General features: G+C 62.7%; 14 protein-coding genes. 8 read left to right on the top strand and 6 right to left on the bottom strand.

Features of this window, described 5'->3' with window-relative positions; translation table 11 throughout:
* The 5 genes from hisC to J3B00_RS07510 all read left to right on the top strand — a co-directional run bounded on the left by hisC (position 1) and on the right by J3B00_RS07510 (position 5,165).
* A complete protein-coding gene (gene hisC / locus J3B00_RS07490) occupies positions 1–1,047 on the top strand; it encodes a histidinol-phosphate transaminase (RefSeq protein WP_209866196.1) in 1,047 nt (348 codons plus the stop codon).
* A gap of 1,153 nt (positions 1,048–2,200) precedes the next feature.
* Positions 2,201–2,851 carry a FadR/GntR family transcriptional regulator gene (locus J3B00_RS07495; protein WP_209866198.1) on the top strand — a complete coding sequence of 217 codons (651 nt, stop codon included), beginning with the start codon at positions 2,201–2,203 and terminating at the stop codon, positions 2,849–2,851.
* 13 nt (positions 2,852–2,864) lie between these two features.
* Complete coding sequence (locus J3B00_RS07500) at positions 2,865–4,145, top strand: CynX/NimT family MFS transporter (RefSeq protein WP_209866200.1); 1,281 nt, start codon at positions 2,865–2,867, stop codon at positions 4,143–4,145.
* A 157-nt stretch (positions 4,146–4,302) separates the two neighbouring features.
* The gene (locus J3B00_RS07505) at positions 4,303–4,773 is read left to right on the top strand and encodes a nuclear transport factor 2 family protein (protein ID WP_209866202.1); all 471 of its coding nucleotides are present in this window, start codon (positions 4,303–4,305) and stop codon (positions 4,771–4,773) included.
* A 41-nt stretch (positions 4,774–4,814) separates the two neighbouring features.
* Complete coding sequence (locus tag J3B00_RS07510; RefSeq protein ID WP_348635932.1) at positions 4,815–5,165, top strand: GIY-YIG nuclease family protein; 351 nt, start codon at positions 4,815–4,817, stop codon at positions 5,163–5,165.
* Here J3B00_RS07510 and yejK read toward each other — a convergent pair.
* A complete protein-coding gene (gene yejK, locus J3B00_RS07515) occupies positions 5,113–6,120 on the bottom strand; it encodes a nucleoid-associated protein YejK (RefSeq protein ID WP_209866208.1) in 1,008 nt (335 codons plus the stop codon). The genes J3B00_RS07510 and yejK overlap by 53 nt on opposite strands.
* A 406-nt stretch (positions 6,121–6,526) precedes the next feature.
* On the opposite strand from yejK, the gene J3B00_RS07520 reads away from it, so the two are divergent.
* Positions 6,527–6,808, top strand: a complete 282-nt coding sequence (locus tag J3B00_RS07520) for an HU family DNA-binding protein (protein WP_029613585.1) — start codon at positions 6,527–6,529, stop codon at positions 6,806–6,808.
* 51 nt (positions 6,809–6,859) lie between these two features.
* Here J3B00_RS07520 and rlmF read toward each other — a convergent pair whose 3' ends face one another.
* The 5 genes from rlmF to J3B00_RS07545 all read right to left on the bottom strand — a co-directional run bounded on the left by rlmF (position 6,860) and on the right by J3B00_RS07545 (position 13,334).
* Positions 6,860–7,816, bottom strand: coding sequence for a 23S rRNA (adenine(1618)-N(6))-methyltransferase RlmF (gene rlmF / locus J3B00_RS07525; RefSeq protein ID WP_209866211.1), 957 nt, complete (start codon positions 7,814–7,816; stop codon positions 6,860–6,862).
* Positions 7,817–8,001: 185 nt separating this feature from the next.
* Entirely contained in the window at positions 8,002–10,848 is a 2,847-nt protein-coding gene (locus J3B00_RS07530; RefSeq protein ID WP_209866214.1) for a valine--tRNA ligase, read from the bottom strand.
* 144 nt (positions 10,849–10,992) lie between these two features.
* Positions 10,993–11,361: a DNA polymerase III subunit chi gene (locus J3B00_RS07535; RefSeq protein WP_209866217.1), complete on the bottom strand. Its 369-nt coding sequence runs from the start codon at positions 11,359–11,361 to the stop codon at positions 10,993–10,995.
* 5 nt (positions 11,362–11,366) lie between these two features.
* Positions 11,367–11,795: a DNA polymerase III subunit chi gene (locus tag J3B00_RS07540; RefSeq protein ID WP_209866220.1), complete on the bottom strand. Its 429-nt coding sequence runs from the start codon at positions 11,793–11,795 to the stop codon at positions 11,367–11,369.
* Between the two features lie 48 nt (positions 11,796–11,843).
* A complete protein-coding gene (locus tag J3B00_RS07545; RefSeq protein WP_209866223.1) occupies positions 11,844–13,334 on the bottom strand; it encodes a leucyl aminopeptidase in 1,491 nt (496 codons plus the stop codon).
* A gap of 286 nt (positions 13,335–13,620) precedes the next feature.
* Between J3B00_RS07545 and lptF the strand changes: the two genes are divergently transcribed.
* Together lptF and lptG are read left to right on the top strand one after the other, a co-directional pair.
* On the top strand, positions 13,621–14,736 hold the full coding sequence (lptF, locus tag J3B00_RS07550; RefSeq protein WP_209866226.1) for an LPS export ABC transporter permease LptF: 1,116 nt from the start codon (positions 13,621–13,623) through the stop codon (positions 14,734–14,736).
* Positions 14,729–15,790, top strand: a complete 1,062-nt coding sequence (gene lptG, locus J3B00_RS07555) for an LPS export ABC transporter permease LptG (protein ID WP_209866229.1) — start codon at positions 14,729–14,731, stop codon at positions 15,788–15,790. Before lptF ends, lptG begins: the two co-directional genes overlap by 8 nt.
* Positions 15,791–16,012 lie beyond the last annotated feature (222 nt).

The following is a 16,012-nucleotide window of genomic DNA, read 5'->3' on the forward strand; positions in this document are numbered from 1 at the left end:
ATGAGTCGATTCTGGAGTCCCTTCGTCAAGGACCTGGTGCCTTACGTGCCGGGTGAGCAGCCGAAGCTGACCAAGCTGGTCAAGCTCAACACCAACGAGAACCCCTACGGCCCCTCGCCCAAGGCCCTGGAGGCCATGCGCGGTGAGCTGAACGATGACCTGCGCCTGTACCCTGACCCTAACGGTGACCGGCTCAAGCAGGCCGTGGCCGAGTACTACGGCGTAACCGCGCAGCAGGTGTTCGTTGGCAATGGCTCGGACGAAGTGCTGGCGCACATTTTCCATGGCCTGTTCCAGCACGACGCGCCGCTGCTGTTCCCGGACGTCAGCTACAGCTTCTACCCGGTGTATTGCGGCCTGTACGGCATCCCCTTCGAGCAGGTGGCGCTGGATGAACAGTTCCAGATTCGCATTGCAGACTATGCCAAGCCCAATGCCGGGATCATTTTCCCCAACCCGAATGCGCCGACTGGCTGCCTGATGCCGCTGGACGTGGTCGAGCAGTTGCTGCGGGCCAACCGTGACTCGGTGGTGGTCGTGGACGAGGCGTACATCGACTTCGGTGGCGAGACGGCTATCAGCCTGGTTGATCGCTATGACAATCTGCTGGTTACCCAGACCTTGTCCAAGTCGCGCTCCCTGGCGGGTTTGCGGGTTGGCCTGGCGGTGGGACATCCCGACCTGATCGACGCGCTGGAGCGGATCAAGAACAGCTTCAACTCGTATCCGCTGGATCGCATGGCGATTGTTGGAGCGGCGGTAGCGTTCGAGGATCGTGAGTATTTTGCTGCAACGTGCCGCAAGGTGATCGACAGCCGCGAGGCACTGGTCGAGCAACTGCAGGGCAAGGGGTTTGAAGTGCTGCCTTCGGCGGCCAACTTCATCTTTGCCCGTCATCCGCAGCAGGATGCGGCGCAATTGGCGGCCCGTCTGCGTGAGCAGGGGGTGATTGTGCGGCACTTCAAGCAGACGCGGATTGCTCAGTTCTTGCGGATTACCGTGGGGACGCCGGAGATGAATCAGGCGCTGATTGATGCGTTAGGCTGACGGCTTGCGGTGAGTCACCTAGCGCCCGACCTGGAATATCGGGTCGGGCGTTTTTTTTGGTTCTTCGCGGATTGTTGGGGGGCATGATCTGTTGGCTTGGCTTGGCTTGGCTTGGCTTGGCTGGCTTAGGCATTGTGGGGGTCACTTTTTTTCTTGGAAAAAAGTAACCAAAAACCGCCTGCTCCTGCATCCGGCCCTTCGCTGCGCTGCGGGTCCCCTCGCTCCGGTCTTGCTCCGGGAGGACCGCGCTGTACGGCCCATCCTGGGCCTCAGCGCTTTCCGGCCATCCATGGCCTCCACCTCCCTGCGCAAGACCTCCACTCGGCCTCCTGACGTCGCGAAGTTACGGGTGGCGCCTGGGCTGGCGTTGTCTTCGATAGTGGCAGGTGTGGTGGATATTCGGGCCTCTTCGCGGGACAAGCCCGCTCCTACAGGATTTGCGCCGAATTCAAAATTTGCGCAATCCCTGTAGGGGCGGCGGTGCGGCGATCCGACATGCCCCGCGAAAAGGCCGGTACTGCGCCGAATTCAAAATCTGTGCAATACCTGTAGGAGCGGGCTTGTCCCGCGAAGAGGCCGGTACTGCCAATGCAAATCGCAGGGCGCAGCCCTGCCAGCCACCCCACAAATCCGCTGGTAAATAAACAAAAGCGAGAGCGCAGCGATTCGCCCGCCGTTGCCCTGGCGGTTGATCTTGATCTGGCTCTTGATCTACCAGCGACTTCAGGAGGCCGAGCGCAGGTCTTGCGCAGGGAGGTGGAGGCCATGGATGGCCGGAAAGCGCTGAGGCCCAGGATGGGCCGTACAGCGCGGTCCTCCCGGAGCAAGACCGGAGCGAGGGAACCCCGAAGCGCAGCGTAGGGGCCGGATGACGGAGCCAAGACCTTTTTGGTTATTTTTTGGCTGGGCCGGCACACCGGGCGTTTGCCAAAAAGTGACCCGCCGTAAGGGCGGAAGGGGCCAGTGGCGCCACCACATCAAATGGATAAGCCCCCAACCCACAAGCCCCAGCCCCATCGCCCCCCCCAATCCGCGAAAAACCTTCATTTTGTGCGACTCAAGCTCGTGCCAGCCCACCCCCAGAGTCTTTCTGTTTCAGGCCATTTCAAGTAAGCTCGATAAATTCATAGGATGATTGGGTGATTAACCCCACATGGCAACCGAACTTGTCCGGCGTTCTCTGGTAGAACTCGCAGTAGACCAACTCCGCCAACGCATTCTCGAAGGCGTCTGGGCAGTCGGCCAACGCCTGCCCACCGAGCCAGAACTGGCCACCGAACTCGGCATCAGCCGCAACACCGTGCGTGAAGCCATGCGCGTATTGGCCTTCAGCGGCCTGGTCGAAGTCCGCCAGGGTGACGGCAGTTACCTGCGCACCCGCGTCGATCCGCTGCATGCAGTACTGGCGATGTCCCGCTGCTCGCCCGAGCAGGCCCGCGAAACCCGGCACATCCTCGAAGCCGAGGCCATCGGCCTGGCAGCCCTGCGCCGCACAGAGGCCGACCTGCACGGCCTGCGCGAGGCACTCAAAGGCAGCGCTGCGCATTTTCACGCCAACCTCGATGCCTATGTCAGCTGCGACCTGGTGTTTCACCAACGCCTGGTGGATGCCGCGCACAACCCGGCACTGAGCGAGTTGTACCGCTATTTTTCCGGCGTGGTGGCCGCCGCCCTCGAGCACAACATGAGCAAGGTCCCGCGCTGCCAGTCGGTGTTCGACCTGCACGGGCAGATCCTCGAAGCCATCGAGCAACGTGATCCGGAGCGGGCCAAGTGTCTGAGCCGGACGCTCATCGAATCCTGACAACGAGAAGGTCATGAACGAATTACGCACACCCAAGCAAACTGCGCATGAAGCGCAACTCGACGAGCTGCTGATCGACGCCGAAGCCGATGACGAACAGGTGCAACAGCAGCCTCCTGCGGTACCGCGGCCCTGGCTGCTGTTGCTCGGCCTGGTCTTGGTGGCACTGAACCTGCGCCCGGCGCTGTCGAGCATGTCGCCAGTGCTCGGCCAGGTATCCGAGGGGCTCGGGCTGAGCGCTGCCCAGGCCGGTCTGCTGACCACCCTGCCAGTGCTGTGCCTGGGTCTGTTCGCCCCGCTGGCGCCGGTGCTGGCGCGGCGCTTTGGCAGCGAGCGGGTGATCCTCGGGATTCTCCTGACCCTGGCCCTGGGCATTGTCGTGCGCAGTGCCTTTGGCGCGACCGGGGTGTTTCTGGGCAGCCTGATGGCAGGCGCCAGTATCGGCATCATCGGGGTGTTGCTGCCGGGTATCGTCAAGCGTGACTTCCCCCGCCAGGCCGGCACTTTGACCGGGGTCTACACCATGGCGTTGTGCCTGGGCGCGGCGATGGCGGCGGGGTCGACCGTGCCGTTGAGCGAGCAGCTTGGCGGTAGCTGGGCATTGGGCCTGGGCTTCTGGATGATCCCGGCGTTGCTGGCCATGCTGATCTGGCTGCCGCAGGCGCGCCAGGGCCACGGGGCGCACAAGGTGGCCTACAAGGTGCGCGGGCTGTGGCGTGATCCACTGGCGTGGCAGGTGACCCTGTATATGGGCCTGCAATCGTCGTTGGCGTACATCGTGTTTGGCTGGTTGCCGTCGATTCTGATCGGCCGTGGCCTGAGCCCGACCGATGCCGGGCTGGTGCTCTCGGGTTCGGTGATCGTGCAGTTGATCAGCTCGCTCAGCGCCCCTTGGCTGGCCACCCGTGGCAAGGACCAGCGGCTGGCGATCGTCATCGTCATGCTGGTGACCTTGGCCGGGCTGTTCGGCTGCCTGTATGCGCCGATGTCCGGTTTGTGGGGCTGGGCAGTGCTGCTCGGACTGGGGCAGGGCGGGACCTTTGCCCTGGCGCTTACCCTGATTGTACTGCGCTCCAAAGATGCCCATGTGGCGGCAAACCTGTCGAGCATGGCCCAAGGGGTTGGCTACACCCTGGCCTCGATGGGGCCGTTTGCCGTGGGCTTGGTGCATGACCTTACCGGTGGCTGGACGGCGGTGGGCTGGATCTTTGCCGTGCTGGGCGTGGGCGCTATCGTGTTTGGCCTTAAGGCGGGGCGGGCATTGCATGTGCAGGTCAGCAGCGAGCGGGTTTAGCGGTTGTCTCTGACGGCCTGTCGCGGGGCAAACTCGCGCTTGCAGGTTTTATGTCAGTCATGTGGGGTGCAAGGTGCATTCATGACGCAAATGGGCATGGCATCTTGCCCCGGCGCAGATTATCGTTCCGCTCTCGATACCCGGACGGACCCCAGCCATGAGCGATGCCAACCAAGCCCTGATCACGCGCTTCTACCAAGCCTTCCAGCGCCTGGACGCCGAGGCGATGGTCGCCTGCTACAGCCCGGACATCGTCTTCAGCGACCCCGTCTTCGGCACCCTGCGTGGACAGGACGCGGGTGACATGTGGCGCATGCTCACCACGCGTGCCAAGGATTTCAGCCTGACTTTCGACCAGGTCCGCGCCACTGCCGACAGCGCGAGCGCGCACTGGGTGGCGACCTACCTGTTCAGCCAGACCGGCCGCATCGTGATCAATGACATTCAAGCGCGTTTCGTGATTCGTGACGGACTGATCCGTGAGCACCACGATCATTTCGACCTGTGGCGCTGGTCACGTCAGGCGCTGGGCCTGCCGGGCGTACTGCTGGGATGGACACCGATGCTGCAGAACAAGGTCCGCCAGCAAGCGTTCAAGGGCTTGCGGACGTTCCAGCAGGCGCGCTGAGCGGTTAAGCTGGCGCGTCTTCCTGATGCATGAATGAAACCGTGAGCGAGACTCCCCTCAACCTGCCTTGCAAGCCGTGGTACGTGTACCTGGTGCGCGCTGCCAATGGATCGCTGTATTGCGGCATCAGCGATGACCCGCAGCGGCGTTTTCTCAAGCACCAGAAAGGGCAGGGCGCGCGCTATTTCAAGACCAGTCCGGCACAGGCGCTGGTCTATGTCGAGCAGTGGCCGGACAAGGCCGAAGCACTGCGCCAGGAGCGCTTGGTAAAGAAGCTGCGCAAGTCGGCCAAGGAGGCACTGGTGGCCTCCTATCAAGGTAGTGCAAGCGTCGCCGAAATCAGTCCGTGCGACGCTTCAACTGATCGATCAGCTGCGTTGGCAGCCCTTTGATGATCAGCGTGCCCGCCTCTTCGTCGTATTCGACCTTCGACCCGAGCAGGTGCGCTTCGAAGCTGATCGACAAGCCTTCGGCGCGCCCGGTGAAGCGGCGGAACTGATTGAGCGTGCGCTTATCCGCAGGTATCTCCGGCGACAGGCCGTAGTCCTTGTTGCGGATGTGGTCGTAGAAGGCCTTGGGGCGTTCCTCGTCGATCAGGCTGGACAACTCCTCCAGCCCCACAGGCTCGCCCAGCTTGGTCTGGCTGGTGGCGTAGTCGACCAGGGTCTGGGTTTTCTCGCGGGCAGACTCTTCTGGCAGGTCTTCGCTCTCGACGAAGTCGCTGAAGGCCTTGAGCAGGGTGCGTGTCTCGCCGGGGCCGTCGACACCCTCCTGGCAGCCGATGAAGTCGCGGAAGTACTCCGAGACTTTCTTGCCGTTCTTGCCCTTGATGAACGAGATGTACTGTTTGGAGGCCTGGTTGTTCTTCCATTCCGACAGGTTGATCCGCGCCGCCAGGTGCAGTTGACCGAGGTCGAGGTGGCGTGACGGGGTGACGTCGAGTTCGGCGTTCACCGCCACGCCATCACTATGGTGCAGCAGGGCGATGGCCAGGTACTCGGTCATGCCTTGTTGGTAATGGGCAAACAGCACATGGCCACCAGTGGACAGGTTGGACTCTTCCATCAGCTTCTGCAGGTGCTCGACGGCGATCCGGCTGAAGGCGGTGAAGTCTTTTTCGTCGCCCAGGTACTGTTTGAGCCAGCCGCTGAACGGGTACGCGCCGGATTCTCCATGGAAGAACCCCCAGGCTTTGCCTTGCTTGGCGTTGTAGCTGTCGTTGAGGTCGGCCAGGAGGTTTTCGATGGCGTCCGAAGCGCCCAGCTCGTGGTCTCGTGCATGGAGCACGGCGGGGCTGCCATCGGGCTTCTTGTCGATCAGGTGAACGATGCAGTGACGGATTGGCATGGGAAATCTCGGCGGTGTTGAGGCACACGTGGCAGTTGGCCACAGGGTGCTGTGCAAAGTCGCTAAGTTTAACCCAGAGATCGGGTGATGCAGTGGCCAGAAGTTGGCGTAAATGCCTGTTGTTGATTTTTTGTTCAATTTTCGATGTTTTCAGGCCAAACCCCCGAAAAACCTGCATAAAGTCATCGTTGGCAGCGGATATTTATCCGTTCCTGTGGTAGCTTTGCGCCGTCTTGCGCCCCTTGAATGGCGCATTGCTGGCAGTTCGCTTGCGTCGTGTCGAACCAAACACCGATTTGCGTATCTACATACGCGATTGGCGCGGCCCGCCGGATTGTTTCGGGCTGGCCCGATAACGACGTAGCACGCTGCATAACCTCTGAATTTTTAGGGAAGGAACACCACCATGGCACTGACCAAAGACCAACTGATTGCCGACATCGCCGAAGCAATCGACGCGCCGAAAACCACCGCTCGCAATGCACTGGAGCAACTGGGCCAGATCGTTGCCGATCAACTGGAAAACGGCGCTGAGATCACTCTGCCAGGCATCGGCAAGCTGAAAGTCTCCGAGCGTCCTGCCCGTACCGGCCGTAACCCTTCGACTGGCGCTGCCATCGAAATCGCTGCCAAGAAAGTCGTCAAGTTCGTACCTGCCAAGGTCCTGACCGACGCCGTCAACAAGTAATTGTCGACACTGCAGTGAAAGCCGCGCCCGGCTTGCCCAGGCGCGGTTTTTTTACGCCTGCGTTTTGCCTTGGCGCTGGGCGTGCCAGGCTTGGCGGGCGGCGTCGTCATGGAAGCTCCAGGCGACCAGGCGGCTTTGTTTCTGGCCCTGGCCCATCTCGATGATGCGCACGGCCTTGGCGCCGGTCTTTTTCAGCGCGGCTTCGATCCCTGGCAAGTTGCTCGCCTTGGACACCAGACTGGTGAACCACAGCACCTGTTGGGCGCAGGCGAGGCTTTCGGCGATCAGCTGGGTGACGAAGCGGATCTCGCCGCCTTCGCACCACAGCTCGTTGTTCTGACCGCCGAAGTTGAGCACCGGCAGCTTGCGCTTGGGGTCCTGTTTACCGAGGTTCTTCCACTTGCGCTGGCTGCCACGGGTGGCCTCGTCGCGCGAGCTGTGGAAGGGCGGGTTGCTCAGGGTGATGTCGAAGCGCTCATCCGCCTCGAGCAGGCCGTTGAGGATGTGCTTGCTGTTGGCCTGCTGACGCAGGCTGATGGCCTTGTTCAGGCTGTTTGCCTGGACGATGGCCTTGGCCGCGGCCAGGGCCTGCGGGTCGATGTCCGAGCCGAGGAAGCGCCAGCGATAGTCGCTGTGGCCGAGCAGCGGGTAGATGCAGTTGGCGCCTACACCGATGTCCAGTGCGCGCACCTGTGGGCCACGGGGGATTTCCCCAGCGTTGTCTTCGGCGAGCAGGTCGGCGAGTACGTGTATGTAGTCGGCGCGGCCGGGAATCGGTGGGCAGAGGTAGTCAGCCGGGATATCCCAGTGCTGGATGCCGTACTGGGCCTTGAGCAAGGCGCGGTTGAACACCCGCACGGCTTCGGGGTTAGCGAAGTCGATGCTGGGGTTGCCGTGGGGGTTGGTGATGGTGAAGCGGGCCAGGTCAGGGTGGGCCTTGATCAGCGCGGGGAAGTCGTAGCGGCCCTGGTGGCGGTTTCTCGGGTGCAGGGTGGGTTTCTGGGTCATGGCAGACTCCGGTAGAGCGTCGCTGCTGGCGGGGGCCGCTGTGCAGCCCTATCGCGAAGCAAGGCCGCCCCTACAGGAAAGGCGTGTCTACCAGAGCCTCTGGCGAACGACGCGTTCCCCGTGGGAGCGGCCTTGTGTCGCGAAACGAGGGCAAGGCCCTCGCCGGTCAGGTCAGCAGTGTCAGATTACAGTGCGGCGATCCGCGCATGCTGCTCGGTGAAGTTGGCCAGCGCCTGCTCGGCTTCAGCCAGCTTGGCGCGTTCCTTGTCGATCACCGCAGGCGGTGCCTTGTCGACGAAGGCAGCATTCGACAGCTTGCCACCGACGCGCTGAACTTCACCCTGCAGACGCTGGATCTCCTTGTTCAGGCGCGCCAGTTCAGCGTCCTTGTCGATCAGGCCGGCCATCGGCACCAGCACCTGCAGATCACCCACCAGTGCGGTGGCCGACAGTGGCGCTTCGTCCTGTTCGCCTAGTACGGTGAACGACTCGACCTTGGCCAGCTTCTTCAGCAGGGCTTCGTTTTCCTGCAGGCGACGCTGGTCGTCGGCACTGGCGTTCTTGAGGAACAATGGCAGCGGCTTGCCCGGGCCGATGTTCATCTCGGCGCGAATGTTGCGCAGGCCGTTCATCAAGTTCTGCAGCCACTCGATATCGCCTTCGGCAGCGCTGTCGATACGGCTCTCGTTAGCCACTGGCCACGGTTGCAGCATGATGGTCTTGCCGTCGATGCCAGCCAGCGGCGCGATGCGCTGCCAGATTTCTTCGGTGATGAATGGCATGAACGGGTGCGCCAGGCGCAGCGCCACTTCCAATACCCGGACCAGGGTGCGACGGGTGCCGCGGGCGCGTTCGACCGGGGCGTTCTCGTCCCACAGGACCGGCTTGGACAGCTCCAGGTACCAATCGCAGTACTGGTTCCAGATGAACTCGTAGAGTGCCTGGCTGGCCAGGTCGAAGCGGAACTGCTCGAGCTGGCGAGTCACTTCGGCTTCGGTGCGCTGCAGCTGCGAGATGATCCAGCGGTCGGCCAGCGACAGCTCGTAGGCTTCGCCGTTCTGGCCGCAGTCTTCGCCTTTGTCGAGCACGTAGCGGGCGGCGTTCCAGATCTTGTTGCAGAAGTTGCGGTAGCCTTCGACGCGGCCCATGTCGAACTTGATGTCGCGCCCGGTCGAGGCCAGCGAGCAGAAGGTGAAGCGCAGGGCGTCGGTACCGTAGCTGGCGATGCCTTCGGGGAACTCGGCCTTGGTCTGCTTGGCGATCTTCTCGGCAAGTTTTGGCTGCATCATGCCGCTGGTGCGTTTTTCCAGCAGGGCGTCGAGGGTGATGCCGTCGACGATGTCCAGTGGGTCAAGCACGTTGCCCTTGGACTTGGACATCTTCTGGCCCTGGCCATCGCGGACCAGGCCATGCACGTAGACCGTCTTGAACGGTACCTGTGGGGTGCCGTCCTCGTTCTTCACCAGGTGCATGGTCAGCATGATCATCCGGGCGACCCAGAAGAAAATGATGTCGAAACCGGTGACCAGCACGTCGGTGGAGTGGAATTTCTTGAGGAACTCGGTCTGCTCCGGCCAGCCCAGGGTGGAGAAGGTCCACAGCCCCGAACTGAACCAGGTGTCGAGCACGTCGTCGTCCTGGCGCAGGACCACATCGCTGCCCAGGTTGTGCTTGGTGCGCACTTCCTGCTCGTTGCGGCCGACATAGACCTGACCGGCCTCGTCGTACCACGCCGGAATACGGTGGCCCCACCACAGCTGACGGCTGATGCACCAGTCCTGGATGTCACGCATCCAGGAGAAGTACATGTTTTCGTATTGCTTGGGCACGAACTGGATACGGCCATCTTCAACGGCAGCGATCGCAGGCTCGGCCAGCGGCTTGGTGGAGACGTACCACTGGTCGGTCAGCCACGGCTCGATGATGGTGCCGGAGCGGTCGCCTTTCGGCACTTTCAGGGCGTGGTCGTCGATGCTGACCAGCAGGCCTTGGGCGTCGAGGTCGGCAACGATCTGCTTGCGCGCGACGAAGCGGTCGAGACCGGCGTACTGGGCGGGAAGGCTGGTGTCGATCTGCTCGTTGAGGCTGCCGTCGAGGTTGAACGCCTGGGCATTGGCCAGCACCAGCGCATTCTTGTCGAAGATGTTCAGCAGCGGCAGGTTGTGGCGCTTGCCGACTTCATAGTCGTTGAAGTCGTGGGCCGGGGTGATCTTCACGCAGCCGGTGCCGAACTCTGGGTCGCAGTAGTCGTCAGCGATGATCGGGATCAGGCGGCCGACCAGCGGCAGTTTGACGAAGGTGCCGATCAGCGCCTGGTAGCGCTCGTCGGTCGGGTTGACGGCAACGGCGGCGTCACCCAGCAGGGTTTCCGGACGAGTGGTGGCCACTACCAGATAATCTTTGCCATCGGCGGTCTTGGCGCCGTCGGCCAGCGGGTAGCGCAGGTTCCACAGGTGACCTTTCTCGTCGTGGTTTTCCACTTCAAGGTCAGAGATGGCGGTGTGCAGCTTGGTGTCCCAGTTGACCAGGCGTTTGCCGCGGTAGATCAGGCCGTCTTCGTGCAGGCGGACAAAGGCTTCCTTGACCGCGTCGGAGAGGCCGTCGTCCATGGTGAAGCGCTCGCGGCTCCAGTCGACCGACGAACCCAGGCGGCGGATCTGCCGGCTGATGTTGCCACCGGACTGTTCCTTCCACTCCCAGACCTTGTCGAGGAACTGCTCGCGGCCCAGGTCATGACGGTTCTGGCCCTTGGCCTCGAGCTGGCGCTCGACCAGCATCTGGGTCGCGATACCGGCGTGGTCGGTGCCCGGCTGCCACAGGGTGTCGCGACCCTGCATGCGGCGGAAGCGGATCAGCGCGTCCATGATCGCGTTGTTGAAACCATGGCCCATGTGCAGGCTGCCGGTGACGTTCGGCGGCGGGATCATGATGGTGTAGGACTCGCCTGCACCTTGTGGGGCGAAATAGTTCTCGGACTCCCAGGTGTTGTACCAGGAAGTTTCGATGGCGTGCGGCTGGTAGGTCTTATCCATGCGCGGCGGGACCCTTAGGCATTAATTCGGGAAAGCCGAGAAGTATAACGGAGCCGCAAGCTTCAAGCGATAAGCTGCGAGGGGGATCGCAGCCAGATTGGCGAGCTCGATAGAGGCCATCACTGAGATAACTGAGACCGATGGTTACTCGGGCCGCTTGAGCAATCGCTCTATGCGCGCATCCAGGCGGCGTTTGATCTCGGTTTCGATATGCGGGGTAAAGTCGTTGATCACATCCTGCATGATCAACTGCGCGGCCGCGCGCAACTCGGCATCCAGGCGCAGCAGGGTGTCCTGGCGGCGGGCCTGCGGGTCGTCCTCGTCCTCGGCGGGTTGCAGTTCTGTCAGCACTGGCGGGGCGTTGCCGGCAGGCTCATCGAGTAGCAGGGGAATCTGCTCGACCGTATCGGTCAGCAGCGGCGGTTGCAGGTCAGCATCGCCCAACAGCTCGCGGATCGACTCGAGGTCGTCGAGCAGATGAGCAGAGTCGGGCCGGGGAGAGTGCTTGTCCATCGTCGTCAAAGTCGCTGTAGGCGGTGATTCTGCAGAGCATAGCCCTGTTCCCGGTAGAAACGGAACCGTTCTCGGGCAGCCTCGCGAATCGTTGGTTCCTCAACGACTATTTCAGCGACTCGCTGGAAGCGGCCGACAAACTCCGGCACCGCTGCGCTGAGGTTGATCAACAGATCGTCATGCGTGCCAGGATCGTTGCCCAGGCCCAGCACCACCGTGGCGTCGGCATGCGCTTCGGCGAGGTCGTGGGGCACGAATGCTTCGCCCTTGAACTGCCACAGGCGCTGGTCGAGTTCGCCACGCTGGGTCGCATCCTGGCAATGCAGGTACACCCGGTGGCCGAGGCGCCAGGCCTTTTCGCACAGCTTGCAGGCGAAATCCAGCCGCGCCGACAAGGCGTCGGTGGGCAGGACATAGAAATCTACTTGGCTCATGGTTCAGTCCATTGGCGAGCGACCGCAAAGGCCGCTCGCCTAGAGGGATCACGCGTTGGCGCGGTCGAGCAGGTACTGGGTCAGCATCGGTACCGGGCGGCCCGTGGCGCCCTTGTCCTTGCCGCCGCTGATCCAGGCGGTGCCGGCGATGTCCAGGTGCGCCCAGTTGTAGGCCTTGGCGAAGCGCGACAGGAAACACGCGGCGGTGATGGTGCCGGCCTTCGGCCCGCCGATGTTGGCGATGTCGGCGAACGGGCTGTCCAGTTGCTCCTGGTACTCATCGAACAGCGGCAGCTGCCAGGCGCGGTCGTCGGCGCGCTTGCCGGCGTCGAGCAACTGGCCGATCAGCTCGTCGTTGTTACCCAGCAGGCCGGCGGTGTGGCTGCCGAGGGCAACGATGCAGGCGCCGGTCAGGGTGGCGATGTCGATCACCGCTTGAGGCTTGAAGCGTTCGGCGTAGGTCAGCGCATCGCACAGCACCAGGCGGCCTTCGGCGTCGGTGTTGAGGATCTCGACGGTCTGCCCGCTCATGGTGGTGACGATATCGCCCGGACGGGCAGCGTTGCCACTTGGCATGTTCTCGGCGCAGGCCAGGATGCACACCAGGTTGATCGGCAGCTTCAGCTCGAGCACGGCGCGCAGGGTGCCGAATACGCTGGCGGCGCCGCACATGTCGTACTTCATCTCGTCCATGCCGGCGCCAGGCTTGAGGCTGATGCCGCCGGTGTCGAAGGTGATGCCCTTGCCGACCAGCACGAAGGGTTTTTCGCTCTTCTTGGCGCCCTGGTACTGCATGACGATCAGCCGTGGCGGCTGCTCGCTGCCCTGGCCTACCGCGTAGAACGAGCCCATGCCCAGTTCTTTGATCTTCTTCTCGTCAAACACTTCGACCTTGAGGCCTTTGTGCGCCTTGCCCAGCTCTTTGGCCTGTTCGGCCAGGTAGATCGGGTGGCAGATGTTTGGCGGCAGGTTGCCCAGGTCGCGGGTAAAGGCCATGCCGGTGGCGATCGCAGTGGCGTGCTGGACAGCGCGCTCGACCTCGGCCAGGCCGGCCTTGTCGGCGAGCAGGGTGATCTTTTTCAGCGCGCGCGGCTCGGCTTTCTGGCTCTTGAAACGATCGAACACGTATTCGCCGTCGAGCAGGGTTTCGGCCAGCAGGCGATACTTGCCGTAGTGGCCATCACGGCCGGTCACGGCGATGTCGTCCAGCGCCAGTACCGCGTCGCTGCCGCCAAGGTTTTTCAGCACGCCGGCAACGCTGATTGCCAGCTTGCGCCAGGTGCGGTCACCGAGGGCGTCCTTGCCGCTGCCGACCAGCAGCACGCGCTCGGCCTTGAGGCCCGGCAGGTTTTGCAGGAGCAGGGTCTGGCCAGGCTTGCCGGCCAGGTCGCCACGCTTGAGCACGGCCGAGATCGCACCCTCGGTCGCTTGGTCGACAGCCTTGGCGACGGCGCCGAGCGTGCGCCCTTCGCCGACGGCCACGACCAGCGTGGCGGTTTTCAAGGATGCAGCGGCTACGCTTTTTACAACCAGTTCCATGTCAGGGTCCCCGAATGATCTGTCAGATGGCGCCAATCGTGTGCGCGCAACAAGGGCATGGCCGCGTCGTCGCGTGCCAGCGGAAAAGCTGCCAGTTTGAGCCTGCCGCCAGCTTGATGACAACCCCGATGTACGCTGTCGTGCGCGGCCAAGTGACAGCCGAGGGCAATCACAGGATAATGCGCGCACTTTACATGGAGGTTCGCCGTTGGCGAACCGGCATTGGTCTTGGCTGTCTGAAGCCATTATTTGGCTGTCCGCCCCTGACAACCCAGGAGTGTCTGGTTTGATCGTCTTTCGTTATCTGTCCCGCGAGGTCCTGCTGACCTTGAGCGCCGTCAGCGCTGTGCTGCTGGTGATCATCATGAGCGGGCGTTTCATCAAATACCTGGCACAGGCCGCGCAGGGGGTACTCGACCCCGGCGTGCTGTTCCTGATCATGGGCTTCCGGCTGCCGGGATTCCTGCAACTGATCCTGCCGCTGGGGCTGTTCCTGGGGATTCTGCTGGCTTATGGCCGGCTCTACCTTGAAAGCGAGATGACCGTGCTTTCCGCCACGGGCATGAGCCAGCAGCGTTTGCTCGCCATGACCATGGCACCGGCGGCGCTGGTCGCCCTGCTGGTCGCCTGGCTCAGCCTGAGCCTGGCGCCACAGGGCGTTTCGCAGGTGCAGCAGATCATCAACCAGCAGGACGCCCTGACCGAGTTCGACACCCTGGTGCCTGGGCGTTTCCAGATGCTGCGTGACGGCTCGCGGGTTACCTACACCGAGCGGTTGTCGGATGATCGGGTCAAGCTCGATGGGGTGTTCATCTCCGAGAAGCGCTTCAACCAGGACAAGACCAAGGACCGCGCGCCTTCGGTGCTGGTGGCCGAGAAGGGCCATCAGGAAGTGCAGGCCGACGGCAACCGCTACCTGATTCTGGAAAACGGCTACCGCTACGACGGCAACCCTGGCCAGGCCGATTACCGGGCGATCAAGTACGACACTTACGGTGTACTGCTGCCCAAGCCTGAAGTCAGCGAAGAAGTCACCGAGCGCGAGGCCATCCCGACTTCGCAACTGTTCGGGCATGAAGGCCTGCGTGAGCGCGCCGAGCTGCAGTGGCGCCTGTCGTTGCCGCTGCTGGTGTTCATCGTCACCTTGATGGCGGTGCCGCTGTCCAGGGTCAACCCGCGCCAGGGCCGCTTCCTCAAGCTGCTGCCGGCGATCCTCCTCTACATGGCTTACCTGACAATGCTGATTTCCGTACGCGGCGCCCTCGAGAAGGGCAAGCTGCCGATTGCGCTGGGCGTGTGGTGGGTGCATGGACTGTTCCTGTTGATCGGCCTGGGCCTGATGTACTGGGAGCCGATGCGCCTCAAACGTGCTGCGCAGCGTGCGGGGGTGACCCATGGCTAAGCTTGATCGCTATATCGGCATGAGCGTGCTGATGGCCATTCTGGCTGTGCTCGGGATCATTCTCGGCCTGGCCTCGTTGTTCGCCTTCATCGATGAGATGGGCGACCTGAGCGATACCTACACCGTGCTCGACGCCGGTTACTTCGTCATGCTCACCGCGCCACGCCGGCTCTACGAGATGTTGCCGATGGCGGCACTGATCGGCTGCCTGATCGGCCTTGGCAGCCTGGCCAGCAGCAGCGAGCTGACCATCATGCGCGCGGCGGGTGTGTCCATTGGGCGCATCGTCTGGGCGGTGATGAAACCGATGCTGGTACTGATGCTGGCCGGCGTGCTGATCGGTGAGTACGTGGCGCCTGTGACCGAGAACAAGGGCCAGGCCGAACGCTCCCTGGCCCAGGGCGGCGGTGAGGCGCAGAGCTCCAAGCGCGGCATGTGGCACCGCCAGGGTGAGGAGTTCGTGCACATCAACTCGGTGCAGCCCAATGGCTTGCTGCTGGGCGTGACCCGCTACCGCTTCGATGAAGAACGCAAGATCGTCACTTCCAGCTTTGCCCGCAGGGCCAAGTACAACGACGATCATTGGCTGCTCAGCGATGTCAGCACGACCTATTTCCGTGGCGATCACACCGAAGTGGTCAAGGCTCCGGAAGAGCGTTGGGATGTGTCGGTGACGCCGCAGTTGCTCAACACGGTCGTGCTGGCGCCGGAGTCGCTGTCGATTACCGGATTGTGGGATTACATCCACTACCTGAAGGATCAGGGTCTGAACAATGCGCGGTACTGGCTGGCGTTCTGGACCAAGGTGTTGCAGCCGGCGGTGACTGCGGCATTGGTGCTGATGGCGATTTCGTTCATCTTTGGTCCGCTGCGTTCGGTGACGTTGGGCCAGCGGGTGTTCACCGGTGTGCTGGTGGGCTTCGTGTTCCGCATTGCCCAGGACCTGCTGGGGCCTTCGAGCCAGGTCTTCGGCTTCCCGCCGCTGTTGGCGGTGGTGATACCGGCGGGGGTTTGTGCCCTGGCTGGGGTGTGGTTGTTGCGTCGGGCGGGTTGATGGGCTAGGGCTCACTTGTGCGTTGGGGGGGCTTATCCATTTGATGTGGTGGCGTTTCTGGCCCCTTCCGCCCTTACGGTGGGTCACTTTTTTTCTTGGAAAAAAGTAACCAAAAACCGCTTGCTCCTGCATCCGGCCCTCCGCTTCGCTGCGGGTTCCCTCGCTCCGGTCTTGCTCCGGGAGGACCGCGCTGTACGGCCCATCCTGGGCCTCAGCGCTTTC

It is taken from the genome of Pseudomonas sp. BP8, from assembly GCF_017875955.1.
In the GTDB taxonomy this organism is placed as follows: Bacteria; Pseudomonadota; Gammaproteobacteria; order Pseudomonadales; family Pseudomonadaceae; genus Aquipseudomonas.